This is a genomic window from Micromonospora sp. NPDC002411, from assembly GCF_053592955.1.
Genome location: NZ_JBSFBM010000143.1, coordinates 1 through 16621 on the forward strand (window position 1 = coordinate 1; position 16621 = coordinate 16621).

At 70.3% G+C, this 16621-nt stretch carries 18 protein-coding genes; 11 read left to right on the top strand and 7 right to left on the bottom strand.

The features are described 5' to 3' along the window. The coding region (locus tag ACWCO3_RS18175) for a TIM-barrel domain-containing protein (protein ID WP_450011031.1) at positions 1-2683 on the bottom strand (2683 nt) is incomplete at its 3' end. 400 nt (positions 2684-3083) lie between these two features. Between ACWCO3_RS18175 and ACWCO3_RS18180 the strand changes: the two genes are divergently transcribed. Next, positions 3084-3794 carry an SDR family oxidoreductase gene (locus ACWCO3_RS18180; RefSeq protein ID WP_450011033.1) on the top strand — a complete coding sequence of 237 codons (711 nt, stop codon included), beginning with the start codon at positions 3084-3086 and terminating at the stop codon, positions 3792-3794. Between the two features lie 249 nt (positions 3795-4043). Here ACWCO3_RS18180 and ACWCO3_RS18185 read toward each other — a convergent pair whose 3' ends face one another. Together ACWCO3_RS18185 and ACWCO3_RS18190 are read right to left on the bottom strand one after the other, a co-directional pair. Beyond that, on the bottom strand, positions 4044-4973 hold the full coding sequence (locus ACWCO3_RS18185; RefSeq protein ID WP_358077932.1) for an expansin EXLX1 family cellulose-binding protein: 930 nt from the start codon (positions 4971-4973) through the stop codon (positions 4044-4046). 55 nt (positions 4974-5028) lie between these two features. After that, the gene (locus ACWCO3_RS18190) at positions 5029-5631 is read right to left on the bottom strand and encodes a TetR/AcrR family transcriptional regulator (protein ID WP_450011036.1); all 603 of its coding nucleotides are present in this window, start codon (positions 5629-5631) and stop codon (positions 5029-5031) included. Positions 5632-5757: 126 nt separating this feature from the next. Between ACWCO3_RS18190 and ACWCO3_RS18195 the strand changes: the two genes are divergently transcribed. From ACWCO3_RS18195 to ACWCO3_RS18205, 3 genes are all read left to right on the top strand, one after another. After that, a complete protein-coding gene (locus ACWCO3_RS18195) occupies positions 5758-6582 on the top strand; it encodes an SDR family NAD(P)-dependent oxidoreductase (RefSeq protein WP_450011038.1) in 825 nt (274 codons plus the stop codon). A gap of 133 nt (positions 6583-6715) precedes the next feature. Next, the gene (locus tag ACWCO3_RS18200; protein WP_357832032.1) at positions 6716-7942 is read left to right on the top strand and encodes an epoxide hydrolase family protein; all 1227 of its coding nucleotides are present in this window, start codon (positions 6716-6718) and stop codon (positions 7940-7942) included. Further along, a complete protein-coding gene (locus ACWCO3_RS18205) occupies positions 7943-8884 on the top strand; it encodes a redoxin domain-containing protein (protein ID WP_450011040.1) in 942 nt (313 codons plus the stop codon). It begins immediately after the preceding gene. A gap of 23 nt (positions 8885-8907) precedes the next feature. Here the strand turns inward: ACWCO3_RS18205 and ACWCO3_RS18210 are convergent, their stop codons facing one another. Continuing rightward, positions 8908-9783 carry a transglutaminase domain-containing protein gene (locus tag ACWCO3_RS18210; RefSeq protein ID WP_145779602.1) on the bottom strand — a complete coding sequence of 292 codons (876 nt, stop codon included), beginning with the start codon at positions 9781-9783 and terminating at the stop codon, positions 8908-8910. Between the two features lie 66 nt (positions 9784-9849). Here ACWCO3_RS18210 and ACWCO3_RS18215 point away from each other — a divergent pair, with 66 nt between their 5' ends. Further along, complete coding sequence (locus ACWCO3_RS18215) at positions 9850-10425, top strand: GNAT family N-acetyltransferase (protein ID WP_450011043.1); 576 nt, start codon at positions 9850-9852, stop codon at positions 10423-10425. A 90-nt stretch (positions 10426-10515) separates the two neighbouring features. Here ACWCO3_RS18215 and ACWCO3_RS18220 read toward each other — a convergent pair whose 3' ends face one another. Beyond that, a complete protein-coding gene (locus ACWCO3_RS18220; protein ID WP_450011045.1) occupies positions 10516-11106 on the bottom strand; it encodes a GrpB family protein in 591 nt (196 codons plus the stop codon). Positions 11107-11250: 144 nt separating this feature from the next. On the opposite strand from ACWCO3_RS18220, the gene ACWCO3_RS18225 reads away from it, so the two are divergent. Genes ACWCO3_RS18225 through ACWCO3_RS18235 form a run of 3 tightly spaced genes read left to right on the top strand, consistent with a single transcriptional unit; the run spans position 11251 to position 13420 of the window. Continuing rightward, a complete protein-coding gene (locus ACWCO3_RS18225) occupies positions 11251-12123 on the top strand; it encodes an AraC family transcriptional regulator (RefSeq protein WP_145785508.1) in 873 nt (290 codons plus the stop codon). Between the two features lie 20 nt (positions 12124-12143). After that, positions 12144-12476, top strand: a complete 333-nt coding sequence (locus tag ACWCO3_RS18230; protein WP_282304749.1) for a PadR family transcriptional regulator — start codon at positions 12144-12146, stop codon at positions 12474-12476. Then, positions 12470-13420 carry a hypothetical protein gene (locus tag ACWCO3_RS18235; protein ID WP_450011048.1) on the top strand — a complete coding sequence of 317 codons (951 nt, stop codon included), beginning with the start codon at positions 12470-12472 and terminating at the stop codon, positions 13418-13420. Before ACWCO3_RS18230 ends, ACWCO3_RS18235 begins: the two co-directional genes overlap by 7 nt. A 3-nt stretch (positions 13421-13423) precedes the next feature. On the opposite strand, the gene ACWCO3_RS18240 is transcribed toward ACWCO3_RS18235, so the two are convergent. Then, the gene (locus ACWCO3_RS18240) at positions 13424-13921 is read right to left on the bottom strand and encodes an NUDIX hydrolase (protein WP_450011050.1); all 498 of its coding nucleotides are present in this window, start codon (positions 13919-13921) and stop codon (positions 13424-13426) included. A gap of 59 nt (positions 13922-13980) precedes the next feature. Beyond that, a complete protein-coding gene (locus tag ACWCO3_RS18245) occupies positions 13981-14142 on the bottom strand; it encodes a hypothetical protein (protein ID WP_167524732.1) in 162 nt (53 codons plus the stop codon). Between the two features lie 169 nt (positions 14143-14311). On the opposite strand from ACWCO3_RS18245, the gene ACWCO3_RS18250 reads away from it, so the two are divergent. From ACWCO3_RS18250 to ACWCO3_RS18260, 3 genes are all read left to right on the top strand, one after another. After that, positions 14312-14515, top strand: a complete 204-nt coding sequence (locus ACWCO3_RS18250) for a hypothetical protein (protein ID WP_130403226.1) — start codon at positions 14312-14314, stop codon at positions 14513-14515. Positions 14516-14597: 82 nt separating this feature from the next. Beyond that, the gene (locus ACWCO3_RS18255) at positions 14598-15569 is read left to right on the top strand and encodes a histone (protein ID WP_357936453.1); all 972 of its coding nucleotides are present in this window, start codon (positions 14598-14600) and stop codon (positions 15567-15569) included. Between the two features lie 81 nt (positions 15570-15650). Then, positions 15651-16621: RNB domain-containing ribonuclease (locus ACWCO3_RS18260; protein ID WP_450011053.1), on the top strand; the 971-nt coding region annotated here is incomplete at its 3' end.

Sequence of the window (16621 nt, forward strand, 5' to 3'; positions counted from 1 at the left end):
AAGGTTGCGCGAGGGGGAGTTGCCGACGTAGGTTAGGTGCAACCAAAGGTTGCTTGAACACCGGCATGGTGTCCAGCGTGGTGGTGATGTTCTGCGTGGTGCCGCCCCGGTACGTCTTCCCGGTGAAGATGTCGGTCCAGCTGTTGCCCGGCGGGAACCACACCGACGTCGTGGCGGTGTCGCCCGGCGTCGTCACCGGTGCCACCAGGTAGTCCGGGCCGTAGAGGTACTGGGAACCGGCGGTGGCGTACGCGGCCTGTTCATTCGGGTACGCCAGGTACATCGAGCGGACGATGGGCGTACCCGTGCGGGTGGCCTCCTTGGCGGCGGCGTAGGTGTACGACTGCAGTTCCTTGCGCAGGTTCAGGAACTTCTTGGCCGACTTGTTCGCCACCGGGCCGTACTGCCAGGGCAGCCGGTCGCTGTGGTTGGAGTGCAGCCGGTCGATCGGCTGGAACGTGCCGAACTGGACCCACCGGGCGTAGAGGTCGTCGGGCAGCTTGGTGCTGCCCGGTTCGGTGCCCGGCTCCTGGAGGCCGCCGGTGTGCCCGCCGATGTCGTGGCTGACCGCGGCCAGCCCGGTCGCGGCGGACTCGCCCGGCGTGTAGCCGACCTCCATCTGGAGGGTCGACCAGTCACTGGTGGTGTCGCCGGTGAAGTGCAGCGTGGTGCGCTTGTCGGCCCACGGCCCGGTCGACACCGGGGTCGGGCTGCTGTAGCCGCCGGCCTGCAACGACCCGTACGCCCGGGAGAAGGCGAAGCCGGTGTTGTCGGCGTACTGCTGGTTGATCCACGCGTCGCCGGTCACCCCGGCGAGCGAGGACTTGGTGTTGTCGCAGCACCAGTCCAGCCACCAGAGGTCCGGGCCCTTGGTGCCCTTCGGCAGCATGCCGTCGTGGAGCTGCATGTATGCCTTGAGCTGGTCCGGGTCGCCGAAGTCGAACGTGTAGCAGTCGGGACCGCCGTTGCAGCCGACGCGCTGCAGCTTGCCCTTCGCGGTGGCCTGCGCCTGCGCGAACTTCGGGTCCGAACCGAGGATGCTCGGGTGGATGTTGATGCCGGTGTGCAGGCCCTGCTTCTTCGCCCAGTCGAAGAACGCCTTCGGATCGGGGATCCGGGTGGGGTCGATGCTCCAACCGTTCCACTTGTCCGGCGCCTTGATGTCCGTGTCGAGAACAAGAACATCCATGGGTACGCCTTCGGCCTTCGCCCGGGCCACCAGGTCCTGGAACTCGGTGGCGGTGCGGTCGTAGTACTCGGAGTACCACACCCCGTACGCCCACTGGGGCAGCAGCTTCGTGGGTCCGGTCAGTGTCGACAGGTCCTTCAGGCCACGGGTGAAGTCCTGCCCGTACGCGAAGACGTAGCCGTCCTGCTCGGGCGCGGGCCGGGGCTTGGTGGTGCGCAGGGCCGAGGCGGAGTCGTCGAGCAGGTACCAGCCGTCCTGGTAGAGCAGGCCCGGAGCAGTGAGCGCGGAACCGGTCACGCCGTCCAGGCCGCGGCGGTAGCCGCCGAGCGGCGCGTGTGGGGCGAGCAGCGGGGAGTCCTTGCTCGTGACGGCGACCGTGTCGACGTTGACGTTGCAGCTGGCGTCCGTGGGGCAGCCCAGCGTCACGGTGTTGGTGCCGCGGTCCAGGTGGACCGGGACGGCAACGGTGTTCCAGTAGTCCCACCCGCTGGTCGGCGGAAGGGTCGCCGTGACCGGGGTCGCCGTACCGGTCGTGACCGACATGGTGCGCGTCTGGCTCGGCTGGGAGCCGGCCTGGCCGTTGGCGTACCGGATCTGCACCCGGTAGTCGCCTGCTGCCGGGACATCAGTCACGGTGAGTGCCACGGCGGCGGTGGTGTTTTCCAGACCGGCCAGGAATCCCGTACCGGAAGCGCCGTTGTGGTCGTTCGCGGGCCTCGCGCCGCCGGTCAGGGCGCCGGTCTCGGCCTCGCCCAGCGTGCCGAACCGCAGAGGCTGCGGCTGGGGCGGGGTCGGCGCGGGGAACGCATCACCCGGGTTGACCACCGCGAGGCTGTCGATGTTCACGTTGCCGGAGTCGTTGGGACCCCGGACGACGCTGATCTCGTGCCGGCCCGCGGTGAGGTCGACCGGCACGCTGGCCAGGCCCCAGGTGTCCCAGTTCGTGGTGGGCGGCAGCGTCAGCGTGCGGCCGGCCTCGCCGTCGACCTGCACCGTCAGGGTGCGGGCCACGTTCTGGCCGTCGCCGCCGGTGCTGTTGGCATAGCGGACGGTGAGCTGCTTCGTGCCGGCTTCCGGCGCGTCGAGCGCGAAGGTGACCGAGTCGCCGGACGAGGCGAAGCCGGCCGCGAAGCCGCGCCCGGTGTGTCCCTGGTGGTCGGTGGCCACGCCGGGGCCGTTCAGCTGTAGCGACTCGGCCTCGCACAGCGCGCCGAACGCGCAGGCCGGAGCGGTGTGCCCGGCCCAGGGTCGGCCCTGCACGATCTGCTTGCCGGCCTTGAGCTGCACGGTGAGGTTGTCGGCGGTGAACGCGCCCGAGCCGACCTGGTAGCGCAACGTCATCGCGCCGGTGTCGATGGTGAGCCAGCCGTGATCGACGTGCTTCGTGAAACGCGTCCGGGGGAAGTCGTCGCGCCCGATGGCGTTGAACGTGGCGGCGTCGGTGAACCTGCCGTCCTTCTGGTACTCGGTCCGGATCAGGGTCGGGGACAGCACCTCAAAACGTGCGTCACCCGACCGGACCGCTCCGTCTTGCGCCTTGTGAGGTCTGGCCTGCGCCGGCGCGGACGGAGCGAGTGCCAGCCCGGTGATGAGGATGCCGGCTGCGGCGGCTGCCGTCGCGCGACGACGCGGTGAGTTCCGATAGAGCAAGATGCGCTCCTCGTCTCATATGGAGGAAATGAGTCGATGACAACGCTGTCACTCGACTGAAACGCATGTCAACGGGCCTCTGACGGTGTCCCTTCTCTCTTTCCGTACGACTCGTCAGCTCGCCATGCCGAGGGAAGGCCCGTTCAGCGACGAGCAGCAGACGGTGCCGCCCCTTGCCTCGGCGCAGTGACCCGCCTCGCAAATATTTGCCTCTCACGTCAACGTGAGGTTTTAGCGTGGGGGCATGCAGATCAACGGTACGAAAGCCCTCGTAACAGGTGCCAACCGCGGACTCGGCAAGGCCTTCGCCGAGGCGCTTCTCGCCCGCGGTGCCGCCACCGTCTACGCCACCGCCCGCCGGCTCGAGAGCATCGACATTCCCGGCGTGGTCCCCCTCCAACTGGACATCACCGACCCGGCGTCCATCGAGGCGGCGGCCGCCGAGGTAGGCGAACTTGACGTCCTCATCAACAACGCTGGTATCTCCACGGACGCGCCCCTGCTCGGGCCCTCCATGGAAAACATCCGCCGCGAGTTCGACACCAACTTCTGGGGCACCCTCGCCGTCACCCGCGCCTTTGCCCCCAGACTCGCCGGGGGCGCCATTCTCAACGTCATCTCAGCGCTGAGCTGGTACACCTTCTCCCCTTCCAGCAACGGCTACGCCGCCTCCAAAGCCGCGGAATGGTCTCTCACCAACGGCATCAGACTCGAGTTGGCCGACCAGAAGACCCAGGTCACGGCCTTGGCCCTGGCCATCGCCGACACCGACATGATGGCCGGCATTGACATCCCCAAACTCCCACCTCACGAGGTTGTCGCCGTGGCCCTGGACGGCCTGGAAGCGGGCAAGCTCGAAGTGGTCGCCGACAGTCCCACCGCCAAGGTCAAGGCCTCGCTCTCCCGCGACCCGGCCCTCTTCTACGCCGACATCCCGGCCGCGCTCTTCAGCTGAAACCACCACCACCTGCGCAGCCGACCAGGGAGGAATGACGGCTCAGCAGCCACCGCCGAGTCTCGACGGTTGTGGACCGAAGACGAGGCGGTGGCTGCCGCAGCCGCGAGACCCGCAGGTGGCAGGGCGACTAATCGCTACCGCAGTGGCGAGCGGATCGCCATGCCGATGGACGGCGGGTACGAGGGCCGAGGCGCGTCAGCCGCCGCTTATTGGGGCACCGCGACCGGGTCACTCAAGACCAGGCGGTCAGCAGCGGGGGCGGTCGAGTGGTGCGGCGGCACCCGCCAGCGCTTCGACTGTCGCCGTCGGTGCGTCTGACTCCGTCGGGGTCGGTGAGGGCGCGATGGTGGGGCTCGGCGGGGCCGAGGGTGAGCTGCTAGGCGTGGGGGAGAGGCTGGCGAGGGTGGCCGTGCTGCGTTGCACCTGCTTGGTGACCAGGCGGATGCCGGTGGCGGTCGCCTGGCGTCCGTACACGTCGGTGACCCTGATGCTGTACGGCCCGGGGCCGACTCCGCCCTCGATGGCCCAGTGGTTGTCGCTCTGCCGGGCGGCCTTGCGGAAGCCGCCGCCCGGCCCTTTCGCCTCGACCGAGCGCAGTGGGTTGCCGTGGTTGCCGACCTGCACCGCGAACCAGTATTTCGAGGCGCCGCCCTTCATCCGGAAGGTGAGCCCTCCGTCGAGCGGTGGGTTCACCACCGCCCGGTACGTCACGGGCGCGATGCCCTGAGACCGGTCCGCGATCTTGGTGAACGCCTCGGTGGACAGGTCGATCTTGCTGGGTCCGCAGCCGCCGCACTGGTCCATCACCATCACCCGGACCTTGCCCTTCGGGCCGCTCACCTCAAGGTAACTGCCGCAGGCCGCCGATCCGGAGTACTGGGATGCGCCGAGGGCCACGTAGAGGCGGTCCGCCGGCGGACCGGGGAAGGAGCAGTTGCCGCCCGAGCGGCCCGCGTCGTAGAAGCTGGCCTTTCCCTTGTGGACGGCGTTGCCCGTCGGTGGCGCGGCGCAGGCCGGTGTGGCGCCGCCGCGCACGGCGAGGGTGATGCCCAGGACGGCGGCCAGGGCGGCGACCCCGACGCCGGCAAACCAGTGTCTGATCCGCCGACTCGACCGGGGCGCGCCGGTGTCGCTGGCCGGGAGGTCGTTGTCGGGGGCCACGCCTGGTGCCGTCACGGCGCCTGATGTTGCCGCACCCCGCTGTGGCAGCGCAAAGCCGTCCCACCGATCGTCACTCGCTGGATCGGCGCGGGCGCAGACCGTTGAGGGCGGTGGTGACGACGCGGTCGGCGTACTCGGTGGTGAGCGGACCGCTGCGGTAGAGCCACCGGTTGAGCACCGGCCCCCAGATCAGGTCCACGGCCACGTCGAGGTCGAGGTCGTCGGCGAGTTGCCCGGCCTGCTGGGCGCTGCGCAGACGTTGCCGTTTGGCCTCCCGCAGCGGCCCGTCCAACCGTTGGGCGTACGCGGCTGCCAGCTCGGCGTCGAGCGTGATCTCGGTGGCGAGGGCGCGCATCGGTTGCTCGTACCGCGGATCGTTCATCTCCTCGACGGTGGCGCGGAGCACCAGGCTGAGGTCCGCGGCCAGGTCGCCGGTGTCCGGCAGCGTCGGCGGCTCGCCCTCGGCGCCCTCGCTGAGCAGGAGGAAGGCGTCGAAGATGACAGCGCCCTTGGATGGCCACCAGCGGTAGATGGTCTGTTTGCCGACGCCGGCCCGGGTGGCGATGCCCTCGATGCTGACCTTCGCGTACCCGACCTCCTGGAGCAGGTCGAAGGCCGCGGTGAGGATGGCGCGCCGCGACGTCTCGTTGCGGCGGGCCGTGTTGGGCGTCATGGGACGACACGATACCAGTGGCGAGACGGACCGTCTCGTCTTGACGGTGGCATCAGTGAGCGCCTAACCTTCTCGTCATGGCGAGACGGACCGTATCGTCTCGCAACAACCGATGGGGAGAGCTCCATGCGTACCTGGTTCATCACCGGCGCCAGCCGTGGTCTGGGCCGTGCCTTCGCGAACGCCGCGCTCGACCGGGGCGATCAGGTGGTCGCCGCGTCCCGCAGCATCGCGCAGAGCGACTTCGACGAGCGGCACGCCGACCGTCTGTTGGCCCTGCCGCTCGACGTGACCGATCGGGCAGCGGTCGTCGCCGCCGTGGACACCGCCGTCGCGCACGTCGGACGGCTCGACATCGTCGTCAACAACGCCGGCACCATGTCCATGGGCATGGTCGAGGAGTTCACCGAGGCCGAGGCGCGCGCCCAGTTCGAGGTGAACTTCTTCGGCGCGCTCTGGGTCGGTCAAGCCGTGCTGCCGCACCTGCGGGCCCAGCGGTCCGGCCACATCGTGCAGGTGTCCAGCATCGCCGCGCTCGGTGGTTTTCCGAGCACCGGCATGTACAGCGCGAGCAAATTCGCCCTGGAGGGCATGAGCGAGGCGCTGGCCATGGAGGCGGCGGCCTTCGACATCACGGTCAGCATCGTGCAGCCGGGCGGATACTGGACCGACCTCTACACCAGCATCGCCGCCACGACCCCGCTGGAGGCGTACGCGCCGCTCCGCGCCGAACTGGAGCGACAGTGGGCGGAAGGGTCGATCGACAGCGACCCCAGGCTGGCCGCCGAGGCGTTGCTTCGACTCGTCGACAGTGACGACCCGCCGCTGCGACTCCTGCTCGGGAGCATGGTGTACGACCTGGCGTTCGACATCTCCCGCCGGCGGATGGACACCTGGGCGGGCTGGGAGCAGGTCAGCCGAGCCGCCGAGCAGGCCGTCGCAGCGCCCTGACCGCCGTATCGCCACGGGCCCCGGGTGCGGCGTTCTAGGCTCCGAGATATGGCGGCGGCGTGCCCATTTCCACAATGGCGCACAGGCCCATGAATTCTCCTCGCAGGGCGCAAACCTAGACGGAGGAACCCGCATGGCTGTCAAAACCAAGACCCGTCCCGGCACCACGGAAATTCGGCCGTTCTCGGTCGACATTCCCCAGGCCGACCTCGACGACCTGAAAAGGCGCATCAAGGCGACCCGCTGGCCGGACAAGGAGACGGTGGACGACCAGTCGCAGGGCGTGCCTCTCGCGACCATTCAGGCCGTCGCCCGCTATTGGGAGAAGGAGTACGACTGGCGCAAGGTCGAGGCACGGCTGAATGCCGTGCCGCAGTTCATGACGACCATCGACGGGGTGGACATCCACTTCATCCACGTGCGCTCGAAGCACGAGGACGCGCTGCCGCTCATCGTCACCCACGGCTGGCCCGGCTCGGTGATCGAGCAGATGAAGATCATCGAACCGCTCACCGATCCCACTGCCCACGGCGGCAGCGCGGCCGACGCCTTCCACCTGGTGATCCCGTCGCTGCCCGGCCACGGTTTCTCCGGCAAGCCGACCGAGCCGGGATGGAACCCGCAGAAGATCGCGACCGCCTGGACCGAGCTGATGAAGCGTCTCGGCTACTCGCGGTTCGTCGCGCAGGGCGGCGACTGGGGTGCCGTCATCGTGGACCAGATGGGCCTCCAGGCGCCCCCGGAACTGCTCGGCATCCACACCAACATGCCCGGCGCGATCCCACCCGCTATCGACCTGCTGTTCCAGGGCGACACCACCGGCGCGAACAACGCCATGGGCTCACTGCCGTCCGGTCTCTCCGCCGACGAGATGCGTGCCGCCGAGGAAGCCAACTACGTGTGGAAGCACGTCGCGTACGCCCTGATGATGGCGACGCGTCCGCAGACGCTGACCGGGCTGGCGGATTCCCCGGTCGGCCTGGCGTCCTTCCTGCTCGACCACGACGCGAAGAGCCTCGCGCTGATCGCGCAGGTCTTCGACGGCGCCAAGGCGGGTCTGACCCGTGACGACATCCTGGACAACATCTCGCTCTACTGGTTGACGAACACCGCGGTCTCCGCGTCCCGTCTGTACGCGGAGAACAAGCTCTCGTTCTTCGCCGCCAAGGGCGTCAAGGTGCCGGTCGCCGTGAGCGTCTTCCCCGACGAGCTGTACGAGGCGCCACAGAGCTGGGCCGAGCAGGCGTACTCCAATCTCATCTACTACAACAAGCTCGACGTCGGCGGGCACTTCGCGGCCTGGGAACAGCCGAAGATCTTCTCCGAGGAGCTTCGGACCGCCTTCCGGTCGCTGCGGTAGATGGCCGTGCACCTGCCCCCGCTCAACGGGGCGGCCGAGTGGCTCAACTCCGAGCCACTCGGCCCGGACGACCTGCGCGGATGCGTCGTCCTGGTGAACTTCTGGACGCTGACCTGCATCAACTGGCTACGCCAGGAGCCGTACGTCCGGGCCTGGTCGCAGGCGTACCGCGACGACGGGTTGGTCGTCGTCGGGGTGCATACCCCGGAGTTCTCGTTCGAGCACGACGTCGACCAGGTGCGCCGGGCGGTCACAGCGCGGTCGATCGACTACCCGGTCGCCGTCGACAACGACTACGCGATCTGGCAGGCCTTCGACAACCACTACTGGCCGGCGCTCTACTTCGTCGACCGCGACGGCGTCTTCCGTGACGAGCACTTCGGCGAAGGGCGTTACGAGCAGTCCGAGCGGAGCCTCCAACACCTGCTCGGCATCGAGCGGGACTTCGTACCCGTCAACGGTGTCGGGCCGGAGGCGGAGGCCGACTGGGACAACCTGCGGACGCCCGAGACGTACCTCGGTTTAAGCCGCGGCGAACACTTCGCGTCGCCGAACGGCCCGGCGCTCGACGAACGCCGCGCTTACCACCTGCCGGAGCGTCTGGACCTCAACCAGTGGGCGCTGGCGGGGGACTGGACGATCGGGGCGGAGAGCGTCGTGGTCGACCAGGCCGGCGGCAGCATCGCGTTCCGGTTCCACGCCCGTGACGCCCACCTCGTGCTGGCCCCCGCGCCGGGGCGGCCGATCCCGTTCCGGGTGCTTCTCGACGGGGAGGCTCCCGGCCCGTCCCACGGCGTCGACGTGGACGCCGACGGCAACGGGGTGCTCCAGGACGGTCGCCTCTACCAGCTCGTACGCCAGGACGACGCGGTCCGCGAGCGGACCCTGGAGATCACGTTCGGGGAGCCCGGCGCGGCCGCGTACGCCTTCACCTTCGGGTAGTGCGTGTGTCGGATCCGGGCCGCTCAGCGGCGCAGGTCGACCACGCTGACCGTGCCGGAGACCGGTGACATGCAGTGCACCTGCGGGCCGGGGCGGAGTCGGGCGTCGCTGGCGTACCGGTCGGCGAGGGCCTTCTCCGCGGCCTCGTCGCCGTCGTCGGCGGCGAGCAGCAATGCGGCGATCTCGTCCACGAGCGTGAGGTCGGCGGTGCTGAGGTCCTCGGTCATCGCGCCGAAGCGGTCCCAGAGCAGCAACTCGTCCTTCTGCCGGTGGGCCAGTTCGATCAGGACGTAGTCGTGGATGAACCAGTCGCCTCGGATCGGCAGCTCCGGGCTCACGCCGTAGCGGTCGGGGTCGATCGTCCCGGCCCGGTACGCCGACCACACCCGCGCCGCCGAGTCGAAGAGCCCGGCCTTGGGGTCGATGTCGTAACCGTCGAACCCCCAGTCGCCGGCCGGGTCGAGTTCCGGGTCGGCCCAGACCCACCGGTGGCCGTCCCAGTACTCCACCAGCACGTGGTCGTGGTGCCAGCCGGGCACGAAGTACGAGGCGAAACCGACCCGGCTGCGGCTGGGAATGCCGTGCTGACGCAACACCGCGACCGAGAGCAGCGTGTGGTCCCGGCAGCAGCCGGCCACCCGGTCCACGGCCGGACGCTCGGCGGCCAGAGGCAGCGGAAAACGGGACTGGTCGGTGTCGAGGATGCGGTCCACCCAGCGGCAGTTGACCTCCTCGAGCCGGTCGGGGGGCAACTCGACCCCACCGGCGCGGTAGTGGACGATCACGTTGCGGACGGTCGCCGCCACCGACGCGATGTCGGACGGGACGGCGTCGAGCAGCGCGGCGTGCCGACCGGGATCGCTGTACGGGGAGTGCTGACGGTACTCATCGACGTTCATGCGACGAGTCTGCCGTCTCGCGCCGGGCCGGTGGGGGGCGGTCGGCCTGCAATATTGTCAATCTCCATGACGACGCCCGAGATCACCATCGCCACCCCAGCGGACCGCAAGGCGGTGGTCGGTTCCCTGGTTGCCGCGTTCGTGCAGGATCCCGTCCTGCGGTACCTGTTCCCCGACGAGGACACCTACCCGCGGTACGCCGCCGCCTTTTTCGGGCACCTCTTCGACAAGCGGGTACACCGGTCGGCCATCTGGACGATCGGCGGCGGCGCGTCAGTGGCGATCTGGGAACCACCGGCGACCGGACACGTTCCTTCCGGCGACGGGAACACCGCCGACCGGTACCCCGCCGACGTGCTGGCCCGGGTCGAGGGCTACGACGACACGGTGCACGCCGCCCTGCCGACGTGCCCGTTCTGGTACCTCGGCGTGCTCGGCACCCACCCGGACAGCGCCGGACGCGGCTGGGGCCGGGCGGTCATGCGGGCCGGGCTGGACCGCGCCGCCGCCGACGGCCTCCCGGCGATTCTGGAGACCAGCAACCCGGGCAACGTCGAGCTGTACCGCCGGGCCGGCTGGGAGGTGGTGGGCTCCCTGTCGGAGCCCGTACCCACATGGATCATGCAGCAGCCGCCCCGCTAGCTGAACCAGCGCGCCGTCTCCCGCCGAGATCTTGGACACTTTCCGTTAGGAGCTAACGGAAAGTGTCCAAGATCTACGTGTGCACGTCCGTCAGGCGGCGAAGATGCGCGCGTAGATCTCGTCGATGACGTCGTTCTTCGCCAGGCTGTAGTCGCGGGGGCTGTGCGCGGTGTCCCGTGCGAGGCGTCGCTTGGTCGTGGCGTACCGCTCCCGGTCTTCTGGATGCGAGCGCAGCCAGTCGCGGAACAGTCGGTGCCGGACGGGTTCCGGCGCACCCCGGGGCCAGACGTGCAGGTTGACGTCCTCGGCGGGGCTGAGCAGCATCCGGTGCCCGTGCCACCAGGGCTCCCGCAGGACGAGTCGGTAGCCGAGCCGTTCGAGGGTCGGAAGATAGCTCGACTCCTCGGCGGTGTCCTCGATGACGAGGTCGACGTCGACGACGGGTTTGGCTGCGAGCCCCGGCACCGCCGTGGACCCGACGTGTTCCACGCCGACGACCAACGGTCCCAACGCCTCGGTGAGCGACGCGTGGACGGCGGTGAACAGCTGCGCCCAGGCCCTGTCGTACTCCTCGATGACGACGGACCCCCAGGTCCGGGGCAGCTCGCCGACCAGGCCGGCGTCCACCTGCTCCGGGGTGCCGTGGAAGCGCTGCACGACGTCCTGCGGGTACTCGGCCACGTCAACCTCCTCGAAGAAGCAAAGTCCGCCAGGCTACGACACGACGATCGGTGCGGGCTGACCCGACCGATGCGGGCACCGGATGTCGGGTCGGCCACCTGCCCTCCCGCCTAGCGTGGCTGCTTGAAAGGGAAGGAGATCCTGGTGCTGGAGCGGCTCAACGAAGCCATGACGTACATCGAGCGGCACCTCGACCAGAAGATCGAGGTGGCGGAGCTGGCGCGGATCGCGCTGACGTCGGAGTACCACTTCCGGCGGCTGTTCTCCGCGCTGGCCGGGATGCCGTTGTCGGAGTACATCCGTCGCCGTCGGCTCACCGTCGCCGGGGCGGACGTGCTGGCGGGGGAGCGGACGTTGCTCGACGTCGCGGTGCACTACGGCTACGGGTCGACCGAGGCGTTCGCCCGGGCGTTCCAGGCCGTGCACGGCGTGGGGCCCGGAGAGGCTCGGCGTACGGGGGCGACGCTGCGCGCCCAGCCCCGGATGTCCTTCCGACTCACCGTCGAAGGGAGCGGCAGCATGGAATATCGAATCGTCGACAAGGACGCGTTCGCGCTGGTGGGGCGTAAGGCCCGGGTTCCGCTGGTGCACGAGGGGATGAACCCGGCGATCGTCGCGTTCATCAAGGGCATCGACAAGGAGACGACGGGGCGGATCGAGGCCCTCTCCGATCAGGAGCCGAAGGGGATCGTGAACGTCAGCGACAACCTTGCAGACAGTCGGGCCGAGGGCACGGAATTGGACTACTGGCACGGGGTGGTGACCGGCGCCGTCCCGCCGGAGGACATGGACGCCTTGCCGGTGCAGGCGGGCACGTGGGCGGTGTTCACCACGTCGGGCGCGTTCCCGCAGGCGGTGCAGTACCTGTGGCGGGACGTGTTCACCCAGTGGTTTCCGTCCAACCCGTACCGCAGCCGACCTGGACCGGAGATCTCCCGGGTCCGGGTCTCCGCGGACGGCACCGAGGCGGACGCCGAGCTGTGGATTCCCGTCGAACGGGTACCCACCCCTATGTAGAGTTCCGATACAGTTGCCGGATGCGGATGACCATTCCGGTGGCCAAGGTGCTCGCGGCGCTGCTCGCCGAACCCGACGCGCAGCGCTACGGGTTGGACCTGATGCGGATGACCGACCTGCCCAGCGGCACCCTCTACCCGGTGCTGCACCGGCTCACCGAGGCCGGCTGGCTGGCCGCCGACTGGGAGGAGATCGATCCCGTCGCGGCCGGTCGGCCGGCCCGCCGCTACTACCGGCTCACCGCGGTCGGGGTGACGCGGGCCCGCCAGGCGCTCGCCGACCTGCGTGCTGCGATCCCCGACAGTCGTCCATCGTGGGGCGGCACCGAGCCGACCGGAGCGCCGGCATGGTGAGCCGACGCGTCGCCGAGTTGCTGTTGGAGATGGCCGCCCGCCGCTGGCCCGCCGACGTCCGCGACGACCTGCTCCGCGAATGGTCCGCCGAGTTGCACGTGCTCGCCGAGAGCGGCCGCTGGACGAAGATGGTCGGCTTCGCCGCGAGCCTCGCGGTGAGCAGGGCCGGCACTCCGGTGGTCGACCGCACCGTGATGCGTGGTCGGGCCGGCCGCACCGTCGCCGCGCTACTACTGTCCCCGATCGCCTGCGTCGGGATCGTGCTCGGCAGCGCCTACATCCCGTTCCAGATCCAGATCTCGAACGGGGCGATCTGGGTGGAGAAGCCGATCTGGACGGCGCTCACCATCGGGATGGCGACACTGCTGGCGGTGTTCGCCGGACGCTGGGCCCGGCACAACGCCCTCGACGGCCCGTTGCGGATCGCGCTCGGCGTGGTGCTCCCCATCGGTGCGGCGGCGGTCCCGCTCCTGTACGTCATCTACCCGGACGACCTGGCCCGTGCCGTACCCGGTCTGTTGCTGTGGCTGGCCGGCCTGACACTCGCGCTCTGGGCCGCGGCGAGCCTCGCCGCCCGGCACCGCCCCCGCGCCGCCTGGTGGGCGGGCGTGCTCGGCGCGCTCGCGACGACCGACCTCGCGGTGATCCGCACCGTCGTCGACACCCTCCCGATGGGCAGCGGCGCCGGCCCGCTCAGCGGCCCTTTGCGACCGGACGACGTCGGTTGGCTCGCCGCGCCGTTGTGGCTCGTCGCCGCCTGGACAGGCTGGAGCGTCGGCGTGCCGGAGCACATTCCGTGGGAGATCTTCCAGCTGATCAGCTACCAACTGCGGGTGGAGCCCATGCTCTACCTGGCCTGCATGCCGTACGCCCTCGCGTACACCATTCGGGCGGCCCGGTCGGCCCCCGCCGAGCCGGTCGCTCTCGCGGCGACCCCGGTGTGAACCTCAGTCGGGCACGTCGTCCCACGTCATGCCCGGCTCCAGGTAACCGGCCACCGGGTTCTCCCGCAACGCGTACGCGAGGACCAGCAGGGCGTGCTTGTCCAACTCGGGCAGCCGGTCCACCGGGAACCACCCGACGGCCAACGACTCGTCGTCGTTGACCCGGGCCGTGCCGGACACCAGCCGGCACAGGAAGCCCAGGTTGAGGTATTCGCAGCGGTCCCCGTTGGGGTAGGTGTGCGGGTGCGAGACGGCGCTGGACAACCGCACCGGCGCGACCTCCAGACCCGTCTCCTCCCGCACCTCACGGACCAGTGCGGTGGCCGGCTGTTCGCCCGGCTCGACGAAACCACTGATCACCGACCAGCGGCCGTCGTCGGCCCGCTGACCGAGCAGTAGCTCACCGGCGTCGTTGCGGACCACCGCGCTGACGCTGGGCAGCCAGAGCAGGCCGTGCCCGACATGCTTGCGCATGCCCACGATGTAGTCCGGTGTTCCCATCCGGCGATCATAGGCAGGAGCCCACCGGCCAGCGCCGTCCCGTCACGTCACGTCGGAGGTCAGGCCGACCAGCTGACGGTACGGCGGAAGCGCTCGTACTCCCGGGCGAGCTCGGCGTCGATCTGTTCCATGCGGGCCTCGGCCAACGCCGAACGCCACCGGTCCGGGCCGTGCCCCGCCCGGGTCTCCCGGCGCGGGTCACCGTTGACGAAGTGGCCCAACTCGTGGCCGAGCCGTTCAGCCGACGGCCGCCGGTGGGGAAAAGTGTCCCGGCCTGCGCTTCTTTTGCTGTTCCGGCCCGACGAACGCAATGCATATCTACTGTGGAGAGGGTCGGCGACTTGTGCGATCCGGTGGCGGCCGGCCGGATCGCGGTGCACAGTGATTCCCATGAGCGACAGCGGACGTGGTGGGCAGTTCTACTGGTGCACCCGGCATCACCGGGTCGAGACGGACGCCAACGTGTGTCCGGCGAAGCACGTACTCGGCCCGTACGACTCGGCGGCCGACGCGGAGAACGCCCTGCAACGAGTGCAGGAGCGGAACGAGGCGTGGGATGCCGAGGACGCTCGTTGGGCCGGAGAAGACAGGTAGGCGGCGCGGGACGGCTCGCGCCGAGGCATTTCGTGCTCCGCGAGGACGCACGCGAGAGCATGTCCCCAAGGAGGGAACCACGATGGCCGAAGCACAGCAGGCCACCACCCGCCCGGCTGCCCGACGGACCACCGCGAAGAAGACCGCCGCGGCGGAGCGGAACACGGCGGCGAGCCGGACCACCCCCGTCCGCAAGTCCACCGCCGGTGCGACGGCGGCGAAGGCCCCGGCGCGCAAGGCTGCCGGCGGCGCGGGGCGCGCCCCGGCCAGGAAGACCACCACGGCGGCCAAGAAGGCCCCCGCGAAGAAGGCCACCGCGACGAGCAGGACCACCACGACCAGCCGGGCCACGACGGCCAAGAAGGCCCCGGCGAAGAAGACCACCACCCGCACGACGACAGCCGCCGCGAAGCGCGCCCCGGCGTCTCGCACCTCCACCGCCGCCGCGACGCGGCCCGCGACGCGCAAGAGCACCGCGACCGCGAAGAAGACCACCGCCGCCGCGAGGAAGACCACGGGTACGGCGAAGAAGACCACCGGCGCCGCGAAGAAGACCGTGAGCGCCGCGAAGAAGACCACCACCTCGGCGGCGAAGAAGACCACCGCTGCGGCGAAGGCACCGGCCCGCAAGACCGCCACCGCGGCGAAGGCACCGGCGCGGAAGACCGCCACCGCGGCGAAGGCGCCGGCGCGGAAGACCGCGACGAAGGCGTCCGCCGCCAAGAAGACGGTGGCGAAGAAGACGGCCGCGACGAAGGCAGCCGTCAAGAAGGCCCCGGCCAAGAAGGCGCCGGCGAAGAAGGCCGCGTCCACCCGACCCAGTGGCGGCGCCCGCAAGGCCCCGGCCAGGACGGCACCCGCAGCGAAGGTGACCGGCACCTCGTCGACCACCGCGCGCAAGGCGGCGGCGAAGAAGGCGCCGGCGAAGAGGACCGTCGCGGCGAAGGCACCGGCCCGCAAGGTCACCGCCCGCAAGTCGCCGGCCCGCCCGGTCGCCGCACGCGCCACCGCCCCAAGGGGTACGCGCAGCGCCGCCCGGAAGGCCACCGGCTGAGCGGGCCGCCCCGGCTCGCCGGGCGGACATCTCGGCCGGTCACCGGAAGCGGATCACCGGCGGCGCTGTCAGGATTGACCCGTGGTCATCCGACGCGTACTCGCGCCCCGCATCGACTTCGGCGCGCTGCGCCGCGAACTCGGCCTGCCCGAGGAGTTCCCGCCTGACGCCCAGCGTGAGGCGGACGAGGCGGCGAGCGCGCCGCCGCGACCGCCCGTCGACCGCACCGACGTACCGTTCGTCACCGTCGACCCGGCGACCTCCCGGGACCTGGACCAGGCGATGCACCTCGCCCGCCGCCCCGGCGGGGGCTACCGGGTGCGGTACGCGATCGCCGACGTCGCCGCGCACGTCAGGCCCGGCGGCGCGTTGGAGGCGGAGACCTGGCGGCGGGGGCAGACCATCTACCTGCCCGACGGGAACGTGCCGTTGCACCCTCACACGCTCAGCGAGGGCGCTGCCAGTCTGCTGCCCGACGACGACCGGGCCGCGGTGGTCTGGACGATCGACCTGGACGCCGACGGCGGCACCGTGGCGGTCGAGCTGGAACGCGCCCTGGTCCGCAGCCGGGCCAAACTCGACTACACCGGGGTGCAGGCGGCAGCCGAGGCCGGTCGGCTGCCCGACCCGATCGCGCTCCTGCCCGAGATCGGCGAACTGCTGACGGCCCGGGGGTTGCGTCGTGGCGCGATCAACCTGCCGCTGCCCGAGCAGGACCTGGAGCCCGACGGCGAGGGCTGGCAGTTGGTGCTGCGCGCGCCGGTGCCCATGGAGGAGCACAACGCCCAGATCTCCCTGCTGACCGGGATGGCCGCCGCCGACATCATGCTGGCCGGTCGGGTCGGGTTGTTGCGGACCATGCCGGCGCCCAAACCGGAGGCGGTGCAGCGGCTGCGGGCCGCCGCCGCCCCGCTGGGCGTGCACTGGCCGGACGAGGTAGGCCCCGGTCAGGTGATAGCCGGTCTGGACGCCTCCCAGCCGCGCGCCGCGGCGTTCATCGACCAGGCGGCCGAGCTGATGCGCGGTGCCGCGTACACCGCCTTCGACGGGGC

Coding starts and splice junctions, on each gene's coding strand:
- ACWCO3_RS18250 (WP_130403226.1), top strand. CDS start 14,312: ATGAGCGACAGCGGACGTGGTGGGCAGTTCTACTGGTGCACCCGGCAT.
- ACWCO3_RS18255 (WP_357936453.1), top strand. CDS start 14,598: ATGGCCGAAGCACAGCAGGCCACCACCCGCCCGGCTGCCCGACGGACC.
- ACWCO3_RS18180 (WP_450011033.1), top strand. CDS start 3,084: ATGCAGATCAACGGTACGAAAGCCCTCGTAACAGGTGCCAACCGCGGA.
- ACWCO3_RS18195 (WP_450011038.1), top strand. CDS start 5,758: ATGCGTACCTGGTTCATCACCGGCGCCAGCCGTGGTCTGGGCCGTGCC.
- ACWCO3_RS18190 (WP_450011036.1), bottom strand. CDS start 5,631: ATGACGCCCAACACGGCCCGCCGCAACGAGACGTCGCGGCGCGCCATC.
- ACWCO3_RS18200 (WP_357832032.1), top strand. CDS start 6,716: ATGGCTGTCAAAACCAAGACCCGTCCCGGCACCACGGAAATTCGGCCG.
- ACWCO3_RS18210 (WP_145779602.1), bottom strand. CDS start 9,783: ATGAACGTCGATGAGTACCGTCAGCACTCCCCGTACAGCGATCCCGGT.
- ACWCO3_RS18205 (WP_450011040.1), top strand. CDS start 7,943: ATGGCCGTGCACCTGCCCCCGCTCAACGGGGCGGCCGAGTGGCTCAAC.
- ACWCO3_RS18235 (WP_450011048.1), top strand. CDS start 12,470: ATGGTGAGCCGACGCGTCGCCGAGTTGCTGTTGGAGATGGCCGCCCGC.
- ACWCO3_RS18215 (WP_450011043.1), top strand. CDS start 9,850: ATGACGACGCCCGAGATCACCATCGCCACCCCAGCGGACCGCAAGGCG.
- ACWCO3_RS18240 (WP_450011050.1), bottom strand. CDS start 13,921: ATGGGAACACCGGACTACATCGTGGGCATGCGCAAGCATGTCGGGCAC.
- ACWCO3_RS18230 (WP_282304749.1), top strand. CDS start 12,144: ATGCGGATGACCATTCCGGTGGCCAAGGTGCTCGCGGCGCTGCTCGCC.